Origin of the sequence: Paucidesulfovibrio gracilis DSM 16080 (assembly GCF_900167125.1) — a bacterium.
Taxonomy (GTDB): domain Bacteria; phylum Desulfobacterota; class Desulfovibrionia; order Desulfovibrionales; family Desulfovibrionaceae; genus Paucidesulfovibrio; species Paucidesulfovibrio gracilis.
In genome coordinates this window covers 457038-477103 of record NZ_FUYC01000001.1, presented here as the reverse complement: position 1 = coordinate 477103, position 20066 = coordinate 457038, and the positions used below count along the sequence as shown (strand labels likewise).

At 60.3% G+C, this 20066-nt stretch carries 13 protein-coding genes; 3 read left to right on the top strand and 10 right to left on the bottom strand.

What is annotated here, in order from left to right; genetic code table 11:
- Positions 1-93: 93 nt before the first annotated feature.
- Positions 94-1266: a BaiN/RdsA family NAD(P)/FAD-dependent oxidoreductase gene (locus B5D49_RS02110; RefSeq protein ID WP_078715982.1), complete on the bottom strand. Its 1173-nt coding sequence runs from the start codon at positions 1264-1266 to the stop codon at positions 94-96.
- A 407-nt stretch (positions 1267-1673) separates the two neighbouring features.
- Here B5D49_RS02110 and B5D49_RS02105 point away from each other — a divergent pair, with 407 nt between their 5' ends.
- From B5D49_RS02105 to B5D49_RS02095, 3 genes are all read left to right on the top strand, one after another.
- Positions 1674-2438, top strand: a complete 765-nt coding sequence (locus B5D49_RS02105) for an exodeoxyribonuclease III (RefSeq protein WP_200806754.1) — start codon at positions 1674-1676, stop codon at positions 2436-2438.
- A gap of 396 nt (positions 2439-2834) precedes the next feature.
- Positions 2835-4541, top strand: a complete 1707-nt coding sequence (locus tag B5D49_RS02100; protein WP_078715980.1) for a Na+/H+ antiporter NhaC family protein — start codon at positions 2835-2837, stop codon at positions 4539-4541.
- A gap of 297 nt (positions 4542-4838) precedes the next feature.
- Entirely contained in the window at positions 4839-7040 is a 2202-nt protein-coding gene (locus tag B5D49_RS02095) for a methyl-accepting chemotaxis protein (protein ID WP_078715979.1), read from the top strand.
- Positions 7041-7176: 136 nt separating this feature from the next.
- Here B5D49_RS02095 and B5D49_RS02090 read toward each other — a convergent pair whose 3' ends face one another.
- The 9 genes from B5D49_RS02090 to B5D49_RS02045 all read right to left on the bottom strand — a co-directional run bounded on the left by B5D49_RS02090 (position 7177) and on the right by B5D49_RS02045 (position 19884).
- Positions 7177-8463 (bottom strand): NYN domain-containing protein, encoded by a 1287-nt coding sequence (locus tag B5D49_RS02090; protein WP_078715978.1) that lies wholly within the window; start codon positions 8461-8463, stop codon positions 7177-7179.
- Between the two features lie 318 nt (positions 8464-8781).
- Entirely contained in the window at positions 8782-10101 is a 1320-nt protein-coding gene (locus B5D49_RS02080; RefSeq protein ID WP_078715976.1) for a malic enzyme-like NAD(P)-binding protein, read from the bottom strand.
- 180 nt (positions 10102-10281) lie between these two features.
- The gene (locus B5D49_RS02075; protein ID WP_078715975.1) at positions 10282-12297 is read right to left on the bottom strand and encodes a TRAP transporter permease; all 2016 of its coding nucleotides are present in this window, start codon (positions 12295-12297) and stop codon (positions 10282-10284) included.
- Between the two features lie 175 nt (positions 12298-12472).
- Complete coding sequence (locus B5D49_RS02070) at positions 12473-13513, bottom strand: TAXI family TRAP transporter solute-binding subunit (RefSeq protein ID WP_078715974.1); 1041 nt, start codon at positions 13511-13513, stop codon at positions 12473-12475.
- Positions 13514-13831: 318 nt separating this feature from the next.
- Positions 13832-14722, bottom strand: coding sequence for a class I SAM-dependent methyltransferase (locus B5D49_RS02065; protein ID WP_078715973.1), 891 nt, complete (start codon positions 14720-14722; stop codon positions 13832-13834).
- Between the two features lie 179 nt (positions 14723-14901).
- Entirely contained in the window at positions 14902-15540 is a 639-nt protein-coding gene (locus B5D49_RS02060; RefSeq protein ID WP_078715972.1) for a response regulator, read from the bottom strand.
- Positions 15537-18041, bottom strand: a complete 2505-nt coding sequence (locus B5D49_RS02055) for a sensor histidine kinase (protein WP_078715971.1) — start codon at positions 18039-18041, stop codon at positions 15537-15539. The genes B5D49_RS02060 and B5D49_RS02055 overlap by 4 nt, the downstream gene beginning before the upstream one ends.
- Positions 18042-18133: 92 nt before the next feature.
- The gene (locus B5D49_RS02050; protein ID WP_078715970.1) at positions 18134-19411 is read right to left on the bottom strand and encodes a Y-family DNA polymerase; all 1278 of its coding nucleotides are present in this window, start codon (positions 19409-19411) and stop codon (positions 18134-18136) included.
- The gene (locus tag B5D49_RS02045) at positions 19408-19884 is read right to left on the bottom strand and encodes a LexA family protein (RefSeq protein ID WP_078715969.1); all 477 of its coding nucleotides are present in this window, start codon (positions 19882-19884) and stop codon (positions 19408-19410) included. Before B5D49_RS02045 ends, B5D49_RS02050 begins: the two co-directional genes overlap by 4 nt.
- Between the last annotated feature and the right edge of the window lie 182 nt (positions 19885-20066).

Sequence of the window (20066 nt, the reverse complement as noted above, 5' to 3'; positions counted from 1 at the left end):
GCTGTTTTCTCGGAAACAGCGACCGGGAATGGTGGATGGATTGGTGAAGAAAAGCCGTGGGTCTGGGGTTGCCCCGTGCGTGGGATGCGGCGGTCAGACGTATTGTGCGGCCGCATGAGCCGAGGACCAGGCCCATTGCAGGTTGTAGCCGCCCAGGTCGCCGGTGACGTCGAGCAGTTCACCGATGAGGAACAGGCCGGGGAGTTCTCGGCATTCCATGGTCTTCGAGGAGACAGCGCGGGTATCCACGCCGCCTGCGGTCACTTCGGCCCGGGCCAGTCCCTCGGTGCGTGCGGGAACGCGCTCCATGCGTTGCAGCCGCTGGACCACGTCGCGTATCCCGGCGTTGGAGAGCTGGCAAAGCGGTGCGCTCGATAGCTCGGCAGGCAGCAGCGTGGCGGCCACCCGAGCCGGGATCAAGCTGGCAAGGTGTTTTTTGAGCTTGGTCCGTGCGGTGCGGTGCTCGCGAAGGTGCGCTTCCAGATCCAGGCCGGGCAGAAGATTCAAGGACACGGCGTGTCCTTTGGTCCAATGCAGGGAAAGCCGCAGCACGGCCGGGCCACTGATGCCCTTATGAGTGAAGAGCATGTCGTCGCGGATGCAAAGACCGTTGGTTTCCAGCTCCACAGGCAGGCTCACTCCGGCCAGTTCGCGGCACATGGTCTGATCTTTCGGCGGCAGGACCAGCGGCACCAGGGCCGGGCGCGGGGGAATCACGCGCAGACCAAAGCCCGAGGCAAGGGTCAGTCCCAGGTCCGTGGCTCCGGCGTCGGGCCAGGAAGGACCGCCAAGGGCCAGCACCAGGGAATCGCAGGTCATGTCTCCTTTGTCCGTGCGGACCAGATAGTGGTTTGCCTGGCGTTCGGCATGGCGAATGCGCGTCCGAGGGTGGATCTGCACCCCGGCCTGAATGCAGGCTTGTTCCAGCCTCCGGGCCAGGGCGGGCGCTCCCAGGTCGCAAAACAGCTGTCCAGGGTTTTTTTCCTCGTATCCTAACCCCAATTCCGCCAGCAGGCCCACGGCGTCCCAGGGGGTGAAGCGGGCCAGGGCAGAGGTGGCAAAGGCGGGGTTTTCCGAGGCATAGTCCCGGGCGGTCGCTTCCAGGTGCGTAAAATTGCACCGTCCGCCACCTGAAATACGGAGTTTGCGCGCGGTGACCGGGCCATGATCCAGCACGGTCACACTCCGGCCCCGGCGTGCCGCGAATAGAGCGCAACACAGCCCGGAAGCGCCGGCCCCGAGGATGAGTACGTGATGATGGAGCATGCACGGGCTGTACCCGAACCCGCGCCGCCCTGTCCAGGCCGGGACGCTGCTATTTCCTTTGGGGCGGGAATCTGGTAGCGGAAAAGAAACGTCCGTGCCCGAATGCGCGGGAGGAGTAAGGAGGAAGCTATGGATTATTTTTGGTTTCTCACGGGAGTGGTTTTGACCATCGCGGTCATCGCCTTTATTAAGTGTTCCTCGCTGGAAGACTAGCGAACCGTTGCGGCATGGCTCCACGCTCCAACGGAGTCCTGGCCGCGGCCGGGTCGGTGGCGGTGCAAATTGCCCTGAACCGGCGGAACAGTTTGTAAACGGCCCCTCGGGGCCGTTCCCGTTTGCATGGGCAGCAAGGCCGCGGCAGAGCGTTGCCAGGCATGCCCGTGGGGTCGAATACACGAGGAGGACAAGTGCGCATTCTTTCCTGGAACGTGAATGGATTTCGAGCCGTCCTGGGCAAGGGCTTTCCCGAGTGGTTGGCCGGATGCGGGGCCGACGTGGTCATGCTGCAGGAGACCAAGGCGCATCCCGATCAGATTCCGGCGGAACACCGCGACCCCGAAGGCTGGATCAGTCATTGGAACTGGTCGCGGGTCAAAAAGGGATACTCCGGAACCGCCGTGTTCACTCGTCGCCCGCCGCTGGCTGTGGATACGGGCCTGCCGGACGAGCGGTTCCAGGGTGAGGGCCGGGTGCAGCGCCTGGAGTTTGAGGATTTTCACCTGCTGAATATTTATTTCCCCAATGGGCAGATGCGTCAGGAACGGCTGGATTTCAAAATGGCCTTTTATGACGAATTTTTGCGCTATGCTGAGGAGCTGCGTCGCACCAAGCCCGTGGTGGTGGGCGGCGACTTCAACACCGCGCACACGGAAATTGATTTGAAGAATCCTAAGTCCAATGCGGAACGCTCCGGATTCCTGCCCATGGAACGGGCCTGGATTGATTCGTTCATTGACGCGGGATACGTGGACACCTTCCGGCTTTTTACTCCGGAGCCGCACAACTATACCTGGTGGTCCTACCGCTTTAACGCGCGAAAGAACAACGCGGGATGGCGCATCGATTATTTCTTCGTGTCCGAGGAATTGCGGAACAAGGTGACCGAAGCCTGGATCGAGTCGGACGTGTATGGATCCGACCATTGTCCCATCGGGGTGGATATCCGGCCCTGACCAGGCGCAACCTGCCTGCCTGCGATAAAGGCGGCCGTGCCGTTTCCGCGGTCTGCCCGTGGCGCACGTTTTTCTGCGCAATCATGCTGTTTTGAGGCTGTTTCCATTTGGAAACGGCCTTTTTTTGTGCGAGCTGCCTGTGTCTATGTGCTCAAACGCGTCTTGTTTCGGTTCTGCCCTATTTTTTGGGCCGCTTTACCGTCTGTTGAGAACGATTCAAAGCGGCAGACTGGATAATAGTTAGTGAACAACGTTTAAAACCATCTTAGATTTATGTTTTGCTGACGAATCTTCAGCCTTCGGGGAGCCAAGGTTGCAATTTTATGGCGATTGGCTTATTGCAGTTCACTCAAATTCTAATAGTTTCTTTTTCTTACCTTTTATTGAGAGGTTTTCATGCGTGGTTTGTTGTCGCGATTGTTCCCACTGCTCTCGTTGACGCTGTTGTTGGTTGCGTCGCCCGTTTGGGCCGGTGACGCTTCCCTTGGTCCCGCCAATGCGGATTATTTCGGCTTTTGGACGCTGATTCCTCCGTTGGTGGCTATTTCTCTGGCTTTTATCACCAAAAATGTGATCCTGTCGTTGTTCATTGGCGTCTTTTCCGGCACATTCATGCTGGAGGCCAAGGGCTGGGCCATTTACGACGGGTTGGTACAGGGGTTCTTGCGTCTGACCGGAGAAATCCTGTCCTCCCTGGCCGACCCCTGGAATGCCGGAATCGTGCTGCAATGTCTGGCCATCGGCGGGCTGATCGCCCTGATTTCCCGCATGGGCGGCGCCAAAGCCATTGCCGAGGCGCTGGCGCGCAAGGCGAAAAGCCCGCGCAGCTCCCAGTTCGTAACCTGGCTGCTCGGCCTGTTCATCTTTTTTGACGACTATGCCAACTCCCTGACCGTGGGACCGATCATGCGCCCTGTCACGGACCGGATGCGCATTTCCCGCGAAAAACTGGCGTTCCTGATCGACGCTACCGCAGCTCCCATTGCGGGCATCGCCCTGATTTCCACCTGGGTGGCCTACGAAATCGGCCTGATTCGCGACGGCTACCAGATCATCGGCATCGACGCCAACGCCTACGGCGTGTTTGTGGAAACCATTCCCTATCGGTTCTACAACATCTTGATCCTGGCGTTTGTGGTGGCGACGTTCATCTTCCTGCGGGAGTTCGGTCCCATGTATAAGGCCGAGCGCCGCGCCCGCACCACGGGCGAACTGCTTGAAAAAAATGCCAAGCCCATGGTTGCGGATGAGGCCACCAAGCTGGAGCCGGAACCGCACGTCCAACTGAGCATCTGGAATGCCATTATTCCCATCGGCACGCTCATTGTGGCGGCATTCCTGGGCTTTTATTTCAATGGGTACAACGCGGTCATGGGGGGCGGCGATCCGGCCCTGGTGACGCTCCTGAGTGATTCCCCCATGAGCTTTACAGCCATCCGCGAGGCGTTCGGCGCTTCCGACGCCTCGGTGGTGCTTTTCCAGGCCGCGTTGATCGCCGGGTTGGTGGCCATCTTCATGGGCGTGAGCAAACGGATATTCACCCTGGAAAAGGCGCTGAATATCTGGGTACACGGCATCAAATCCCTGAACATCACGGCCGTGATTCTGCTGCTGGCCTGGTCCCTGTCCGGCGTGATCAAGGAATTGGGTACGGCCTCCTATCTGGTGGCGGTGCTTTCCGAGGCCATTCCCGGCTGGCTGCTGCCCAGCATCATTTTTGTGATGGGATCGCTCATCTCCTTTGCCACGGGAACGTCCTACGGCACCATGGGCATCATCATGCCGCTGGCCATCCCCCTGGCCTTTGCCGTGGAGCCGAGTCACAGCTATGTGGTGCTCAACGTGGGCGCGGTGCTCACGGGCGCCATCTTCGGCGACCATTGTTCGCCCATATCGGACACCACGATCCTGTCGTCCATGGGATCGGCTTGCGACCACATCGACCATACCAAGACCCAGCTCTTCTACGCCTTGAGCGTGGCAGTGGTTTCCATTGTTTTCGGGTACATTCCCGCGGGCATGGGCTACTCGCCGCTCATTGTTCTGCCCGTGGGGCTGGCGGCTATTTTTGCGTTGGTTCGTTTTGTGGGCCGCAAGGTCTGATTCCTCCTGTACCTTTGAACCGTTTGCAGCGTCCCCTGACGGAATGTCCGTTGGGGGACGTTTTTTTTACGGATAAAAAAATAAGTTATGTGTGATGGGAAAGACAATGCTACGGGATGTAAGGTGTTTTCGGAGCGGATGAAACAAAACCCCGTAAGCCGGTAAAGAAAATGGTGGTTATACCATCAGATTTACTGACACGACCCGCCGGCTCTGCTACAAAAGAGACAATCGGAAATGGTCTATGAAATCCGCGCAAAGCGGGTGTGAGGGCATCCAGGATCACGAGGGGCAGAGATGAAAAAATTTAGATTGTTGTTTCAGATCATGCTGTCGGTATGCAGCATGGTCGCTGTGGTGTTTCTCATCTACGCGGCGGTTACCGTGACGGAAACCCGCACGCTGGCTGTGAAAAATGCACAAAAAATCGCCGTGGAAACCGGGGCGCGGTTCGGCAACGAAGTGAAGCTGAACATTGAAAAAGCGTTGGTAGCGTCCGAGACCCTTGCGGGGGTGTTGGAGGCCATGGCCGCCAATCCGGATACCGTTGACCGCGACGTGATCGACGAAATGCAGCTGCAGCTTTTGCGCGGGGAGGACATGTTCTACGGGGTGCAGGTCGTATTCGAGCCAAACGCCCTGGACGGCAAGGACGCGCTCTACAGCAACTATAATGAATGGCATGATGAGAGCGGGATCTATTCGCCGTATTTCTACAAAACCGGCGGTGAGTTCAAGGGCGTGAACCTGACCCGCGAACGCGTTATGACCCGGGAATGGTACTTGGTGCCGAGAAACGACAACCGTCCGGTGCTCACGGAGCCGTATTATACGGAAGTGGCCGGCGGGGTGACCATGTCCACGGTGACGGTGCCTATTTTTCGGGACAGCAAATTCATCGGGGCCACAGGGTTCGATTTTGTGCTCAGCACCTTCCAGGAAATGGTCCAGGACGTGAAACCCTTTGATGAAGGATTCGCCTTCCTGGTTTCGCACAAAGGCTACATCGTGGCCCATCCGAACAAGGAATTCGTGGGCCAGAACATTATGGATGTAGCCCAGGGCGACTATAAGCAATGGCTGACCAGCGTGCTCGGCAAAGACGAGCGAAGCATGCGGGAAGTCGTTTCTCCCAGCACTGGGCTGGAATCATATTATCTCTATGAACCCATTCACATTTCCGGAGTCCCCACCCCCTGGTACATGGGCATCGTCATCCCCATGCACAAGATTACGGAAGAGGCGGACGGGATTCTTTGGCTGAACGTCTATTTGGGTGTTGGCTCGTTGCTCCTGCTCATCGGTATCATCTATCTGGTGGCCCGCAGCATTGCCAAACCCATCGTCCAGATCACCGAGGTAACGGAACGCATCGCCCAAGGCGACCCGGATTTGAGCCGGGAGCAGGCCGCGGCCCTGGACCGCATGAGCCATTGGGGCGACGAAACCGGTGTGGTCTCTCGCGCGTTTATTTCGCTTCGCAACTACATCGTCGGCAAGATCGACGAAGCCAAACGAATCGGGGACGGAGATTTGACCCTGGATGTGGTTCAGGCGTCCGAGCGGGATGCCCTGGGCAAGGCATTGCAGGGCATGGCCGATAACCTCAAGAATCTGGTGGCCAACATCCGCACCAGTTCGGAGCAGGTGGCCAGCGGATCGGACGAGATTTCCAAGTCCAGCCAGGCACTCTCCCAGGGAGCCACGGAACAGGCTTCCTCACTGGAAGAGATCACCAGCTCGGTGACGGAAATCAGCTCCCAATCACGCAACAATGCGGACAACGCCAGAGAAGCCAGCCGCATCGCGGCCGGTGCGCGTGATTCGGCCCAGCAGGGCGCGGACGAAATGACCGCCATGCAGGAGGCCATGCGGGAAATCAATGAATCCAGCCAGGCCATCAGCAAAATCATCAAGGTCATCGACGAAATCGCATTCCAGACCAACTTGTTGGCACTCAACGCGGCAGTTGAGGCGGCCCGGGCCGGTCAGCACGGCAAGGGGTTTGCGGTGGTGGCCGAAGAGGTCCGCAACCTTGCGGGCCGGAGCGCCAAGGCCGCACGCGAGACCGCTGAATTGATCCAGGGATCCGGCTCCAAGGTGGAGCGCGGTTCCGAGATTGCGGAGCGCACCGCGTCCTCATTGGGGGAAATTGTGGAATCCGTGAGCAAAGCCGCGGACCTTGTGTCCGAGATCGCCAGCGCCTCCACGGAGCAGGCGGAAGGAATCTCCCAGATCAACCAGGGCTTGAGTCAGATTGATCAGGTCACCCAGCAGAACACGGCCACGGCCGAGGAAACCGCTTCTTCGTCCGAAGAGCTTTCCGCACAGGCCGCCACGTTGCGTAAGCTTCTGACCCAGTTCCGCGTGGACGAGGGGACCAGAACCTATACCGCCACCTCGCAACCGCCGCAGCCTTTGCCGTCGGGCGGGTATGGCGAATATGACGACGAGTCCCCGGATCAGGCCGACATGGGCAGCGGCTGGCCCGAGGAGTAATCCCGAGAGGGCAGCACAGGGAGGATAAGCCTGCGTGCCATGTTGCGTGGGCGTTCCCCAAAAAATCGGGCCGGAATCATGTTGATTCCGGCCCGAGCTTGTTTACGAACCGCAGACTTGGAAAAACAGTGGTCGATCAGCGCAAGGGAACGGGCGGGGTGCGCAGCTGGCCCACGATCCAGTCCAGAAAATTCTTCAAGTCTGCTCCCTCCAGATTGTACTGGGAGCTTTTGCACAGGAAATTGACGTTGTTGGCAAAGGCCTTGCCGATATCCAAGGGGTTTTCCTCCTCGGTGCGGCCGTAGCGGTAGCCCTGATGCCCGATGCCGATGAGCACGAAATTGACCTGGGCGCGGGAAACAGGCAGCCCCTTGGCCCGGCAGCGGTCGCGCACGTTTTTGGAGGTGCGCGTCAGGCTGAAGCCGTTTTCCGAAACTTCCTCGGCAATGGTTTCAAACAGTCCTTTGTAGTGTTCCGGCAGCAGGTAGGGTGCGTCCGTGAGCTCGTGAACCTTGCGGGCCACGCGTGCCAGTTCCGGCGCTCGGTCATGGAAGATGTCGTGGCCGGTTTCCTTGTTGAAGTCGTGCCGCAGGGGGTCGTACACGTAGCCGGGAAAGGTCCAGTAGACTTCCAGCCCGTTCATATCCAGCTGGGCCAACAGCGTGGAAAATTTTTCATGTCCGTACCAGTCGTTGGACTGGCCGAATTTTTCGGCCAAACCGCTTTGCACTTCCTGGGCCAGAGGCGCGAACGGAACCGGGTAGCGGAATTCCGCCACCATATCCCGGATGATGCGGCGCGCCTCGGCATAGATAAGGCGCTGTTGTTCCTGGTTGGCGGAGGGAGCGTCCGGCTCGCCGAATCCCAGCCCCTGGGAGGCGAAGGCTTCCCGGTCCACGAGGTGCGTGCTGGCGGAAATGTAGGCCAGGGAGGTAAAGCCCGTGGAAAGCACGGTGGTCATGCGATCGTATTGGCGCAATTTGATGAGCACGGGGGTGAAGTCCGCATCGCCGGAAAGAATCATGAACTCGTCGTAATGGATGGGGCTGTTCAGGGCTTCAAGGATGTCCATGACCATGTGGATGTCGGTGCTGGTCTTCCCCTGCTGGGTCAGGGGCGGGCAGTCCACCACCTCAAAGGCGGCCTTGACCAGAAAGGGGCGGTATTCATGAAACGCCTGGGGATTCATGTAGGCCTTGCGCACGATGATGCGGCGGGGCGCCACCTGGCTGCCGTCAGCGCAGGGGATGCAGCCCAGCCCTTGGCCGGCGGTGCTGTGCCGGGTCATCCAGCGGACCCACTGGGTCGGGTAGCGGGCAAAGGTCTGGGCCCATTCCGGATCCACCTCCTGAAGGGAGGAGAAAATGTTGTCGAAGTCCACGAACATGGCGGTGCGCAATTGGTCGGGCGGAAAAGCTGACATGCGAAGTTTCCTTGCAGGGGTTGTTCCGATGGTCAGAACAAATACGTTTTTTTATCAGTTTTGACAATGCGAAACGAAAACAGTGGGGATTGGGGAGGAAACGAAAAACGCCGCCCCGTTTCCCGTTCGGGAATATTCCGTCGGGGCGTGGGCGGCGGTATGATCAAAAAACGCGGACAGGCTCCGGTCAGCTGACGATTCGCTGCATGAATTTCAGCAACGTGATTCCGGTGCGGAAAAATCCACATCCGAATGTCTCAACGCTCACGCCGTTCCTCGCGGCGTGGCTGCCGGCCGGTGTTCCACGGGGCGACACATTTAGAATCCGTAATCAAACGTCTCCACCACACCGGCGGTGCGGGCGCGGGAGGCATCCATGGTGGCGCGCAGGTCGGCCTTATACTGCTCCAGATCCAGTTCGCGTCCAGCCACGCCGCAATCCATGGCTGCCTTGGCCACGGCCGGAGCCACAGTGGTGAGCACACGCGGATCCAGCGCCTTGGGGATGATGTAGTCGATGCCGTATTCCAGTTTGTCCACACCGTAGGCCGCGGCAATGTCCGGGGGGCAAGGCTCTTTGGCGAGGCCGGCCAGGGCTTGGGCCGCCGCTATTTTCATGTCTTCGTTGATCACCGAGGCGCGGCAGTCCAGAGCGCCGCGGAAGATGAAGGGGAAGCCAAGCACGTTGTTGACCTGGTTGGGGTAGTCGGAGCGTCCCGTGGCCATGATGCAGTCGGGCCGGGCCGTTTTGGCCACGTCGTAGGGGATTTCCGGGTCCGGGTTGGCGCAGGCGAAGATGATGGGGGAGTCGGCCATGGATTTGACCATCTCCGGGGTGAGCATGTCCTTGACCGAAAGGCCCAGGAAGCAGTCGGCCCCTTTGATCACCTCGGTCATGGGACCGTGGTCCGCGTCTTGGGCAAAGTGCTGCTTGTGCTCGTTCAGATCGGTGCGGCCCTTGTGCAGCAGGCCTTTGGAATCGAACATGAACACGTTTTCGCGGCGTACGCCCATGGCTTCGTAGAAGCGCGTGCAGGCAATGGCGCCAGCGCCCGCGCCCGAAACCACCACCTTGATCTCCTCAATTTTCTTGCCGGAGATGTCCAGGGCATTGACCAGACCCGCTCCCGAAATGATGGCGGTGCCGTGCTGGTCGTCATGGAAGACCGGAATGTTCATTTCCTGAATGAGTCGTCGTTCAATTTCAAAGCATTCCGGAGCTTTGATGTCTTCCAGGTTGATGCCGCCAAAGGTTGGCTCCAGCAGTTTGCAGAAGTTGACCACCTCGTCAACGGACTGGGTGTCGATGTTCAGGTCATAGACATCGATGTCCGAAAAGATTTTAAAAAGAACGCCCTTGCCTTCCATAACCGGTTTTCCGGCCTTGGGACCGATGTTGCCCAGGCCGAGAACGGCAGTTCCGTTGGAAACCACGGCCACCAGATTGCCCCGGTTGGTGTAGGTGTAGACCTGTTCCTCGTCCGCGTGGATGGCGCGACAGGCCTCGGCAACGCCCGGGGAGTAGGCCATGGAAAGGTGCTTTTGCGTGGTGCAGGGCTTGATGGACATGACTTCGAGCTTACCCTTCCGTTTCGCGGAATGGTATTCCAGTGCTTCTTCTTTGGTGAACAGCGCCATGTGTCGCGGCCTCCATACGTGTGTTGATTGTGATTGATCCGGGAATGACCTTGCGTAGATCGCACAGCGCGGTACGTCAACCCCATGGCCGTGTTGTGGGGGGCGGAATTACCGCCCCCCATTGCCGTGAATGTCGGATTACCAGACAGTTGCGAACCGTCGTTGTTTCGCCTGAAACCGTTATGCGGTGGCCAGGCGCGCATCCCGGATGTTTTTGGACTTTTGCAGCAGGTACACGCCAAAGCACACGCCGATGCCCGCAAGGTCCGTGAGCCGGTTGGGATGGTAGCACATGAATGTTCCGGCCGCGAAAAGGATCCACTCGTACCACGTGGTGCGCCGGATCATATAGCCCATGGTCAACGAGGAAAAGGCGATGGTGCCGATGATGGCGCTGCCAAAGGCCAGCAGGATTTCCGATGTGGTTCCGTGGAGCAGGATCGCCGGTTCATAGGCGAACAGGAACGGCACCACATAGAGGAGCTTGGCGAATTTGAAGGCGGTCCAGCCTGTTTTCCAGGGATCGGCTCCGGCCACGGCCGCCCCTGCGTACGCGGCCACGCACACTGGTGGCGTGATGTTCGAGTCCTGACTGAACCAATAGACGATCATGTGTGCCGCTATCAGGCCGTAGGCGATTTGTCCGGGTTCTGCCACGGGGTAGACCCCGGCCAGCAGGAACAGCTCGTTCAGCGCGGGTACGGCCAGCACTGCCACGATCAGGTAGGAGGCGGTCACAGGAACGCCCATACCCAGCACCAGGGAGGCAATGCCGATGAGCAGGATGGCGATGGGCAGCTGGAGCATGTCGGGCACGCTGGTGGCCATGGCGATAATGATGTCCGAGAATTTCAGACCGATGCCGGTTTTGGCGATGGTGCCGACGATGATGCCGATGACGCCCACGGTGGCACCGATGACCAGGGTGTTGCGCGCTCCCAGGATCATGGCCTCCCAAATTTGTTTGGGACCCATGCGGTATTCCTTGTCCAGCCAGGAAATCACGATGCAGGACATGGTGGCCCAGAACGCGGAGGCACCCGGGGAATAGCCCTTGAGCATCATGACCACGATGATCACCAGGGGCAGGGATTTGTACCAGTGTTTTTTGAAGATGGACCATGCACCAGGGAATTCTTCGTCCATGAGGCCGCGAATATTATGCTTTTTTGCCTCAAAATGGATCATTGTCAGCACGGAAAGGAAGTAGAGCGCGGCCGGGAAAATGGCCATCTTCATGATCTGGACGTACGGAGTGTTGGTCAACTCGGCCATAAGGAATCCGCCCGCACCCATGATGGGCGGCATGAACATGCCGCCGATGGAGGCGGAAGGCTCAATGGCTCCGGCCACATGGGGACGAAAGCCCGCCCGCTTCATGAGCGGGATGGTGAAGGCACCCGTGGACACGGTGTTGGCAATGGCCGAACCGGACACAGAGCCGAAGAATGCCGAGGCCATGACCGCAACCTTGGCCGGTCCGCCCGTGGTGCGCCCTGCCAGAGCCAAAGGCCAGTCAATGAAGAATTTGCCCACTCCGGATTTTTGCAGGAACGCGCCAAAGAAGATGAACAGGATCACGTAGGTCACCAGCACGTTGGCCATTATGCCGAAGACACCGTCCAGGGAGATGAACAGGGTGATGCCGATGTCGTGGATGCTCAGTCCTCGATGGCCCAGCGCGCCGGGAAAGTACGGGCCGAAATAGCCATAAATGAGGAAGAGCACGCCCGCGATGGTCATGGACCAGCCCAGCACACGGCGACACACCTCAAGGGAGATGAGCAGCCCCACCAGACTTACGGCCAGATCCAGTTCGGTTTCCGCGCCCATGCGGTAGTTCAGGTCGGGAAATTCGATGATCCAATAGCCCACGCAGGCCGTGGCCACGAGAGCCAGGAGGATATCCACCACGGTGGGGCGCTCGCGTTTGGAGCGGGCCATCATGGGATAGCAGAGAAAGACCATGATATACGTGATGAGCACGTATACGCCGCGGTAGTAGTTTGTGGCGGTGGATTGCACCCCCGCGTTGAAATAGTAGAAAACCACCATGGCCACCCCGAGCAGGCTGATGAACAACCCCCACGGGCCGCTGAGTTTGCGGGCGGCCTTGGAATCCTTTTCCATGATTTTTTTGAGCTGGGCTTTTTTCTCGGCGCTCAGCTCTTGTTCGTTCTTGACGGTGTCGGACATCTATCACTCCAGGATGGGGAAGCGGGTACGCGGAAGTCTGGCCCGTTCCATGTGAACGTCCGTTTCAGGCGGTTCGGGAACAGGGGAGGATCGCCAGGCGCCGTGCCGGGCGTCGTTGTCCAGTCCGAAACACCGGAGGACGCGGCGTACCGCGCCCCCGGCGTTGGTGATGCGTTTACTTGAATTCCGAAGGAACCGTGAGGCCGTGCTCTTCCCAGAACTTGACCGCACCGGAATGCAGCGGAACGGATACGCCGTCGATGCCGGTCTCGATGCTCATGTTCTTGGCGGCCTTGTGCGCGGTGACCATGTCTTTGAGTCCCTGCTCGGCAAATACCGCGGCCATGGCGTCGTACACCACGTGGTCGGCGATGCCGGTGTTGGTGCACCAGAGCGCGGAATCCTGGAAGGTGGTCACGGGCTGATCCTGTCCTTCGTAGACGCCGGCCGGAATTTCCACCGGGGTATAGAAGGGGAAGGCGTTATAGAAGCCGGACTTTTTGGCGTCGATGTCCAGGTTCAAGAGCTTCACCGGGGTGCGGGTGGCCGCCTCGATGATGGAGGAGTTGGGGTAGCCCACGAGTACCCAGAAGGCGTCGATCTTGTTGTCGGAGAAGTCGGCAGCGGCCTGGGAGTAGCCCAGGTTGCGCGCTTCCATCTTTTCCCACAGGCCGAGGTGCTTGAAGAACCGTTCGGCCGAGAGCGCGGCGCCGGAACCGGGGTTGCCGATGGCCACGATTTTTCCTTCCAGGTCGTAGGCGGAATCAATGCCTGCATCGGCGCGGACCACGAGCTGGGCCGGAGCGCCGTAGAGGAAGGAGATGACGCGGAGGTTTTCATACTTGGTCTCGTCGTTCACGAGCTGGCCCATGCGTCCCAGATACGCGTCGCCGGAGTAGACGATGCCGAAGTCCACGGAGGCCTTGTCCAGGGTGCGCAGGTTTTCCGCGGAGCCGCCCGAGCCTTTGGGGGAAACATCCAGATGGTCATAGGCGTGGGAAATGATGCTGGACATCTTGTTGGCAAAGAAGTTGAAGGTGCCGCCGGTGGGTCCGCCGCCAAAGGCGAGGTACTGTTTTTCCTTGGCCGGTTCAGCTTGTTGGGCCGTGTCGCCGGATTCCGGGGTGGCCTGCTTTTCCTCACCGCCGCAGCCGGTCAGGGCAAGCAGGGCCAGGGTGAGCGTCAGGGCGATAGTCAAGTGCAGAAGCCGTTTCATTGGGGAACCTCCTTCCAGTCTCCGGGGTATTTGATAACGCCCCCGGACAAGACGTTTTGCACCAGGCTGGGGCCGCGCCGCCCGCTCCCGCGCGGACGGGGCCGGGTTCCGGGGTATAGGGGAACCCGCCAGCCTATCCGGAACAAATAGCAAAGGCGAGAAGGATGGGGAACGAGAAGCTTACTGATTCTTCTGTAAGAAAAATACTTACAGCCTGGAAAAACAGTCCGCTCGTCTGGCTGTAGACGGGCGGACAGGGAGTTGCGCGCTCATCACCCCTATTCCAGGCAAGAGCAGGGAGGGGGAGACTTGCCCTGGCTAGAGCGGCTTTTGCATCACGAACACGGTCTGGGTGTCGCTGATGCCGGTCTGCCCGGTGATCATGGGCGAGCCGGGCAGGAGCACCCCCAGGCAGCCGCAGGCCCGACAGATGCGCTGAAACGCCTTGGACGACAGAAACGTGCAGTGGGAGAGGCAGCGCAGATACCACCAGTCGTGAAGAGGCTCCTTGACCCGGTCCACCCAGCCCGTGGTGCCGATGACCAACCCGCCGGGCCGCACCGTGGCCGCGATGCGCTGCATCATTTCCACGGGGTTGGGGAAGTGTTCAAACACCTCGGTGAGTGTCACCAGATCCATGGACTGCTCGGCCACGGAATCAAAGGGGCGGAAGCGGCGCAGCATTTCCGGCAACAGGGCGTGGTTGAAATGTTCGGCACCGTACCGCTTGGCGGTTTTTTGAAATTGTACGGAAAGGTCCGTGGCATAGGCGTTGAGTTTGTTGTCCAGCATCATGTTGAAGCTTAGCCCCGCGCCGCAGCCGAATACGAGAATCTTGGAACGCAGCGGCAGCTTGAACATCTGCATGAGGTTGGCGGTCATCAGGGTCTCGCGTACCCCCCGGTTCACAATTTCCTTGGTTTTGTTGTTAATGCCCGGCAGCTTGGTCTGTGCCTCTTCTTCCGGGGTGAGGTTGTCGAACCCGGTGTGGAACAGCAAATCGCATTTGGGGCAGCGGTAATAGGGCCGCTTGTAGTCGGCGGGTTTGAAGGACGCCTCCAAAAGCAACTGGCGTTTGCCGGTGCGGTGGAAACTGCGCTGCGCCATGGCGCCGCAGACCTTGCAGGGTACGGTTGAGGCGGAAGCAGTCCCCGGGCGGGCGGTCCGGGGGGCGGTGTTCGATTCTTGGGCGGCGGATGCAAAGGGCATGCGACGACTCCTTTCAATAGGGTTTGCTGGGACCGGCAGGGATAAAGCAAGACCTGTACCGAAAACAGAAAAGTTCTGTTTTAAGCATGAAAGTGGGGGAATCGTAGCGTTTCAAGAGCACGCTGGCCTGCAAGGATCACAAAATGGCGGATTTTTGACGCAGGAAAAAGGTGTTGCGGTCAGACCTCCACCAGACCGTGTTGGATGGCAAAGCGGGAGAGTTCCGCGTTGTTGCGCAGCTCCAGTTTTTTGAGCAGGCGAAAGCGGTAGGTATCCACGGTTTTCACGCTCAGGTTGTACGCCTGGGCGATTTCGCGGTTGGTTTTACCCAGGGCCAGGGCGCGTAGCACCTGGATTTCCCGTTGGGAGAGCGATTCCAGCCGGGAGCGGTGATCCCCGCCACGGGCCATGCGCAAGGCCAGCAGTTCCGCCACTTCCGGTCCGAGGTAGCGTCCGCCGGACATGACCTTGCGGATGGCGCCCACCAGTTCCTCGGGCGCGGAGCGTTTGGTCAGATAGCCCTTGGCCCCGGCAGACAGGGAGCGGACCACGTATTGCTCCTCCTCATGCATGGTCAGCACCAGGATGGGCATTCCCGGCAATTCCTCCTGAAGCTTGGCAATGACCTCCAGGCCATCCAGTCCGGGCATGGAGATGTCCACCACGGCCACGTCGGGCCGGACTTCCAGGGCGTTGGACAGGGCTTCGGAGCCGTCGCTGGCCTCGCAGACCACGCACATATCTCCGGAATCGTCGATGATGCGGCGCAGGCCGCCGCGCACAATGGAATGATCGTCCGCCAGCAGAACGCGGATCATGGATGCAGCCTCCCGATGATGCCCCCATCCAGGGGCTGGGTGTCGTTGGTGGGATCCAGGGGAATACGCAGTCGGATTTCCGTTCCCCGGCCCGGAGCAGAGCGGATTTCCAGCAGGCCTCCGGCCAGCCCGGCCCGCTCCTGCATTCCGGCCAGACCCAGGGTATCGCGGCTCATTGCCTCGGCCAGGTCGAATCCTTGGCCGTCGTCATGCACGCTCAGCCGCAGATGGGTTTCCTCTTGGACGAGGCGTACCACGGTTTCCGTGGCCTGGGAGTGACGCGCCGCATTGGTCAGCGCCTCTTGGGTCACGCGGTAGAGCGCCGTGGCAAGATGTTCCGGCGGATCCGTCACCTCGCCCGCTTCCAGGCGGCAATGGATGCCGGTGCGCCGTTCAAAGTCCGCGGCAAACCATTCCAGAGCGTCCAGCAGTCCCAGGTCGTCGAGCACGGCGGGCCGCAACCGGGTGGCGATGTGCCGCACATCGGAAATGGTGGAATCCACGAGTTCACACATGCCCTGGGAGCGTTCGGCCAATTCGGGATCCAGGCTCCTGGCCCGGTCGCGCAGCCAGACCGCGTCCATGCGCAGCACCGTGAGCACCTGCCCCAACTCGTCGTGCAGCCGCCGGGCAATGGCGGCGCGTTCCCGTTCCTGGCCGGTGAGCACCGAGCCGGAGACCCGGCGCAATTTATCCTGTGCCGCCTTTAATTCGGTGATGTCGATGCCGATGCCGCAGATGCGGGTCAGCTCTTTTTGGGCGTCGAAGATCGGAAACTTGACGGAAAGGTAGGCACGTTCTCCGGCGCTCAGGCGGAAACGTTCTTCCACCCGCACGGGCTGGAGGGTGCTTCTGGCCCGGCATTCCCCTTGTTCCAAGGCCTGGGCAATTTCATTGCCGTGGACTTCCCAGGCGGTGCGGCCCACGATGTCCTCGCCGCGCAGCCCGAATACGGCCTCATAGTGGGGATTGACCAGCACGAACCGGCCGTGGGCATCCTTGATGGAAACCATGGCCGGGGTATTGCGCAGGATGGAGGTGATTTCCCGGGTGCGCTCCTCCACCTGGCGTTCCAGTTCTTCCGAGTAGCGGGCCAGCTGTTCCTTGGCGCGCATGAGCTCCTCTTCTGCGCGCTTACGGGCCGTGATGTCCACGGAAACCGCCACGGAGCGGATCACGTTGCCCTGGCGGTCCCGCTCGGCCGTGGCCGAGAGCAGCACATCCAGTTCGCGTCCGTCCTTGGTGGCGAACTGGTACGGCACGTCGCGGATTTCTCCGGTGCGGAAAAAATGGGGCAGCGCCTGATCCTCGGCGAATCCGCGGGATTTGTTGGTGTGCAGATCCAGGATGCGCATGCCCACGGCTTCCTGACGGGAATAGCCCATGATCTCCACCCAGGCGTCGGAAACCGAGATGATCCGGCCCTGTCCGTCGATGGAGTGCAGCATGGCCGGGGTGGTGTGATACAGGGAGCGGTAGCGCTCCTTGCTGGTCCAAAGTTCGGCCTCCGCGTTTTTGCGTCGTTCGATTTCCCTGGTGGCCAGCATGTAGAGGGCGAAGACGATCAGGCCCACGAGGATGCAGATGACCAGAACCACCGCGCCCGAGGCTCGGAACGAGGCCGTGGGCACTCCCGTGGGAATGGCGTCGAGGTCGCGCAGATAATAGATGCGCCAACCACGGAAGCGGGGCAGTTCCATGCTGGAGGCCAGAAGTTCGCGTCCTTCGTTGTCGCGGGCCAGGCTGTTTTCTTGGTCCAGGGCCAGGCCGGACCAGGACCAGGGACCATTCCCGAACTGCTGGGACGTGCGTACGTCCTGTATTTCTTCGTCGTTGAGCTTGTGCAGGGTGCGCAACCGCCATTGGGGGCGATTGGAACCAAAGATGATGCCCTGGGGCGAGACCAGCAGAACCGTGCCGGGATAGGCTTGGAGAAATTCCTCCTCCATGGCGCGGATGGGTGCCTTGATCACGGCCACGCCCAGAATTTTGCCCGCGCCCGCCGCATACACCGGGTGGCTGTAGTAGGCGCCGCGTACTCCGGAGGCCGCGCCCAGGGCCATGTGCGTGGCGGAGAAGCCGTTCATGGCCTTGATGAAATAGGGGCGATAGTTGAAATTGCGGCCCACAAAGGAGTCAGCCTCATAGCGGTTGCTGGAGGCCACGGTGCGTCCTTCCGCGTCCATGAGGTAGCAGACGTCCGCGGTGAGTACGTTTTTGAAGGTATCCAGCAGGGCGTTGGCCCGGGCCAGGGCCGAGGCTGAGTCGTTCTCCAGGGCGCGCCGTAGTTCCGGCAGGCCGGAGAGCGCCTGGACGGGTTGCAGGTTTGCGGAAAGGTAGGAGGAGAGCTGGTCCGTGATCATGCGGGCGCGGGAGTGCGCCTCAATGCGGGCCTCCTGAAGCGTGGCCTCCTTGAGGGACGCATAATAGAGGTAGCCGCCGAGAAAGGTGGATGTCAGCACCAGGATGCTGAGGGCGAAAAGAATGACGCGCAGCTTCATGAGGGATCTCCGGAATCGGCGCAGGATAGCGCAAAACCCTGGTGGGGGAAACCTGTCTTGTGGGGGTTTTCCCGGTGGGGGGCGGGCATGCGTCAGCGAACCACGGGAAGCTCCGCCCAGGAGGTGGTGAAGCGTTGGGAGAGGGCTTCCCGGCGCATGTGCCAGGGCTTGGGACCAAGACCGCTTCCCGCGAAGCGCAGGGTGTTCCGGCCGAAGCGCTGATTCACATCGTCCATGGCGTGCATGAGCTGTCGGCGGTGCGCGGTTTCTTCCGTGTCGTCCATATCCTGAAAGGTGAGCTGCCGTTGTCCGGGCCGCACCAGATCCAGGAGCAGTACACCCACTTTTTGATATTTATAGCCCGACCGGAAGATGGAGCGCAGGATGCGCAGGGCTGCTTCCTGGATGTCCGGGGTGAAGTCCGTGGGCGTGGACAGGGGCAGGCAGCCGCTGTTGGCGTATTGGGGGTCGTGCATGTGGCGGTTCGTGGCCAGAAAAACCTGTACCGCACCGGCTTCCAGGCCGCGTTGCCGCAGCTTTTCCCCGGCCCGTTGCACATAGGCGCAGAGCGCTTCCTCCAGGTGGGCCTGTTTGGTGATGCGGGTGCCGAAGGAGCGGGAGCAGGTCAGGCTTTTGGCGTCCGGAGGATTTTCTTCCATGTCGATGGCCGGAATGCCGCGTAGTTCCAGCATGGTATGCAGGCCGCGTACTGTAAGTGTTCGCCGGACCCAGTCCCGTGGTTGCCGGGTCAGGTCCAGGGCCGTGTGCAGGCCCAGGGCGCGAAGTTTACGGGCGTTGCGTCCGCCGATGCCCCAGACGTCTTCCAGATCCAGGCGCGCCAGCTCGTGGCGGATGTCGCGGGAGTCGTCCAGGAGCCGGATGCCGCTTTGGGTGTGCTTTTTGGCCAGTCGGTTGGCTACCTTGGCCAGGGTTTTGGTGCGTGCCAGGCCCACGCAAACGGGAATGCCGGTCCATTGGCCCACCGTGGCGCGGATTTTTCGGGCCAGGCAAAGCAGTTCGCGGGTGTCGGCATGGCGGAGCACCAGGAAGCTTTCGTCGATGGAGTAGTTTTCCATTTCCGGAGAAAATTGTTCCAGCACCCGCTGGACCCGGGCGGACATGTCCCCGTACAGCGCATAATTGGAGGAAAAGACCCGTACGCCATGGGTCTTGAAGAACGCAGCGCGTCGGAACGCGGGTTCGCCCATACCGATGCCCAGGGCTTTGGCCTCGTTGGAACGGGCGATGACGCAGCCGTCATTGTTGGAAAGCACCACCACGGGCCGCCCTTCCAGCGCCGGATTGAACACACGTTCGCAGGACACGTAGAAGTTGTTGCAGTCCACCATGGCGATGCAGGGCGCGGTCATCGGAATCTCCGCACCATGCCCGTAACCACACCCCAGATGTGCAGGTCGCGTCCTTCCTGTATTTCAATGGGTTGGTATTGGGGATTTTCCGGGGCCAGAACATACGTCTCACCCTGTTGCAGCAGCCGTTTGACCGTAAGCTCGCCGTCCAGAACAGCCACCACGATCAGGCCGGGTCGCGGTTCCCGGGAGCGGTCCACCACGAGCACGTCCCCGTCGTGAATGCCCGCGTCGAGCATGGAGTCGCCGCTCACCCGGACCATGAACGTGGCTGCGGGATTGTTCACAAGGTATTCGTTGAGGTCCAGGGCCGTTTCCACATAGTCTTCGGCTGGGGAGGGAAAACCAGCGGAAATGGATTCCAGGAACAGTGGAGTCCGCGTGCAGGGAGCGCTTTCATTCACGGCGCGGGCGAATACGTCCACCCGGCCGGACGCGGTGTTGTGAACGTTGGAAAGGTCGGTGGGTTGCATTGCGGTTGATTCCTTGGACGTGGTTGCTGCCAAAGCAAATTAGCATACCCGGAACCGGCCCACAATGGGGCGGCCGACCGCGGGCGGTGCGGACTTTACAAGTCGGGCGTGCTGGGACAAATTGCCGGAGGTTCGGGGCAGGCACCCGGTACGGCGGGCGAAAAGGACGACGGCTTGAGGAT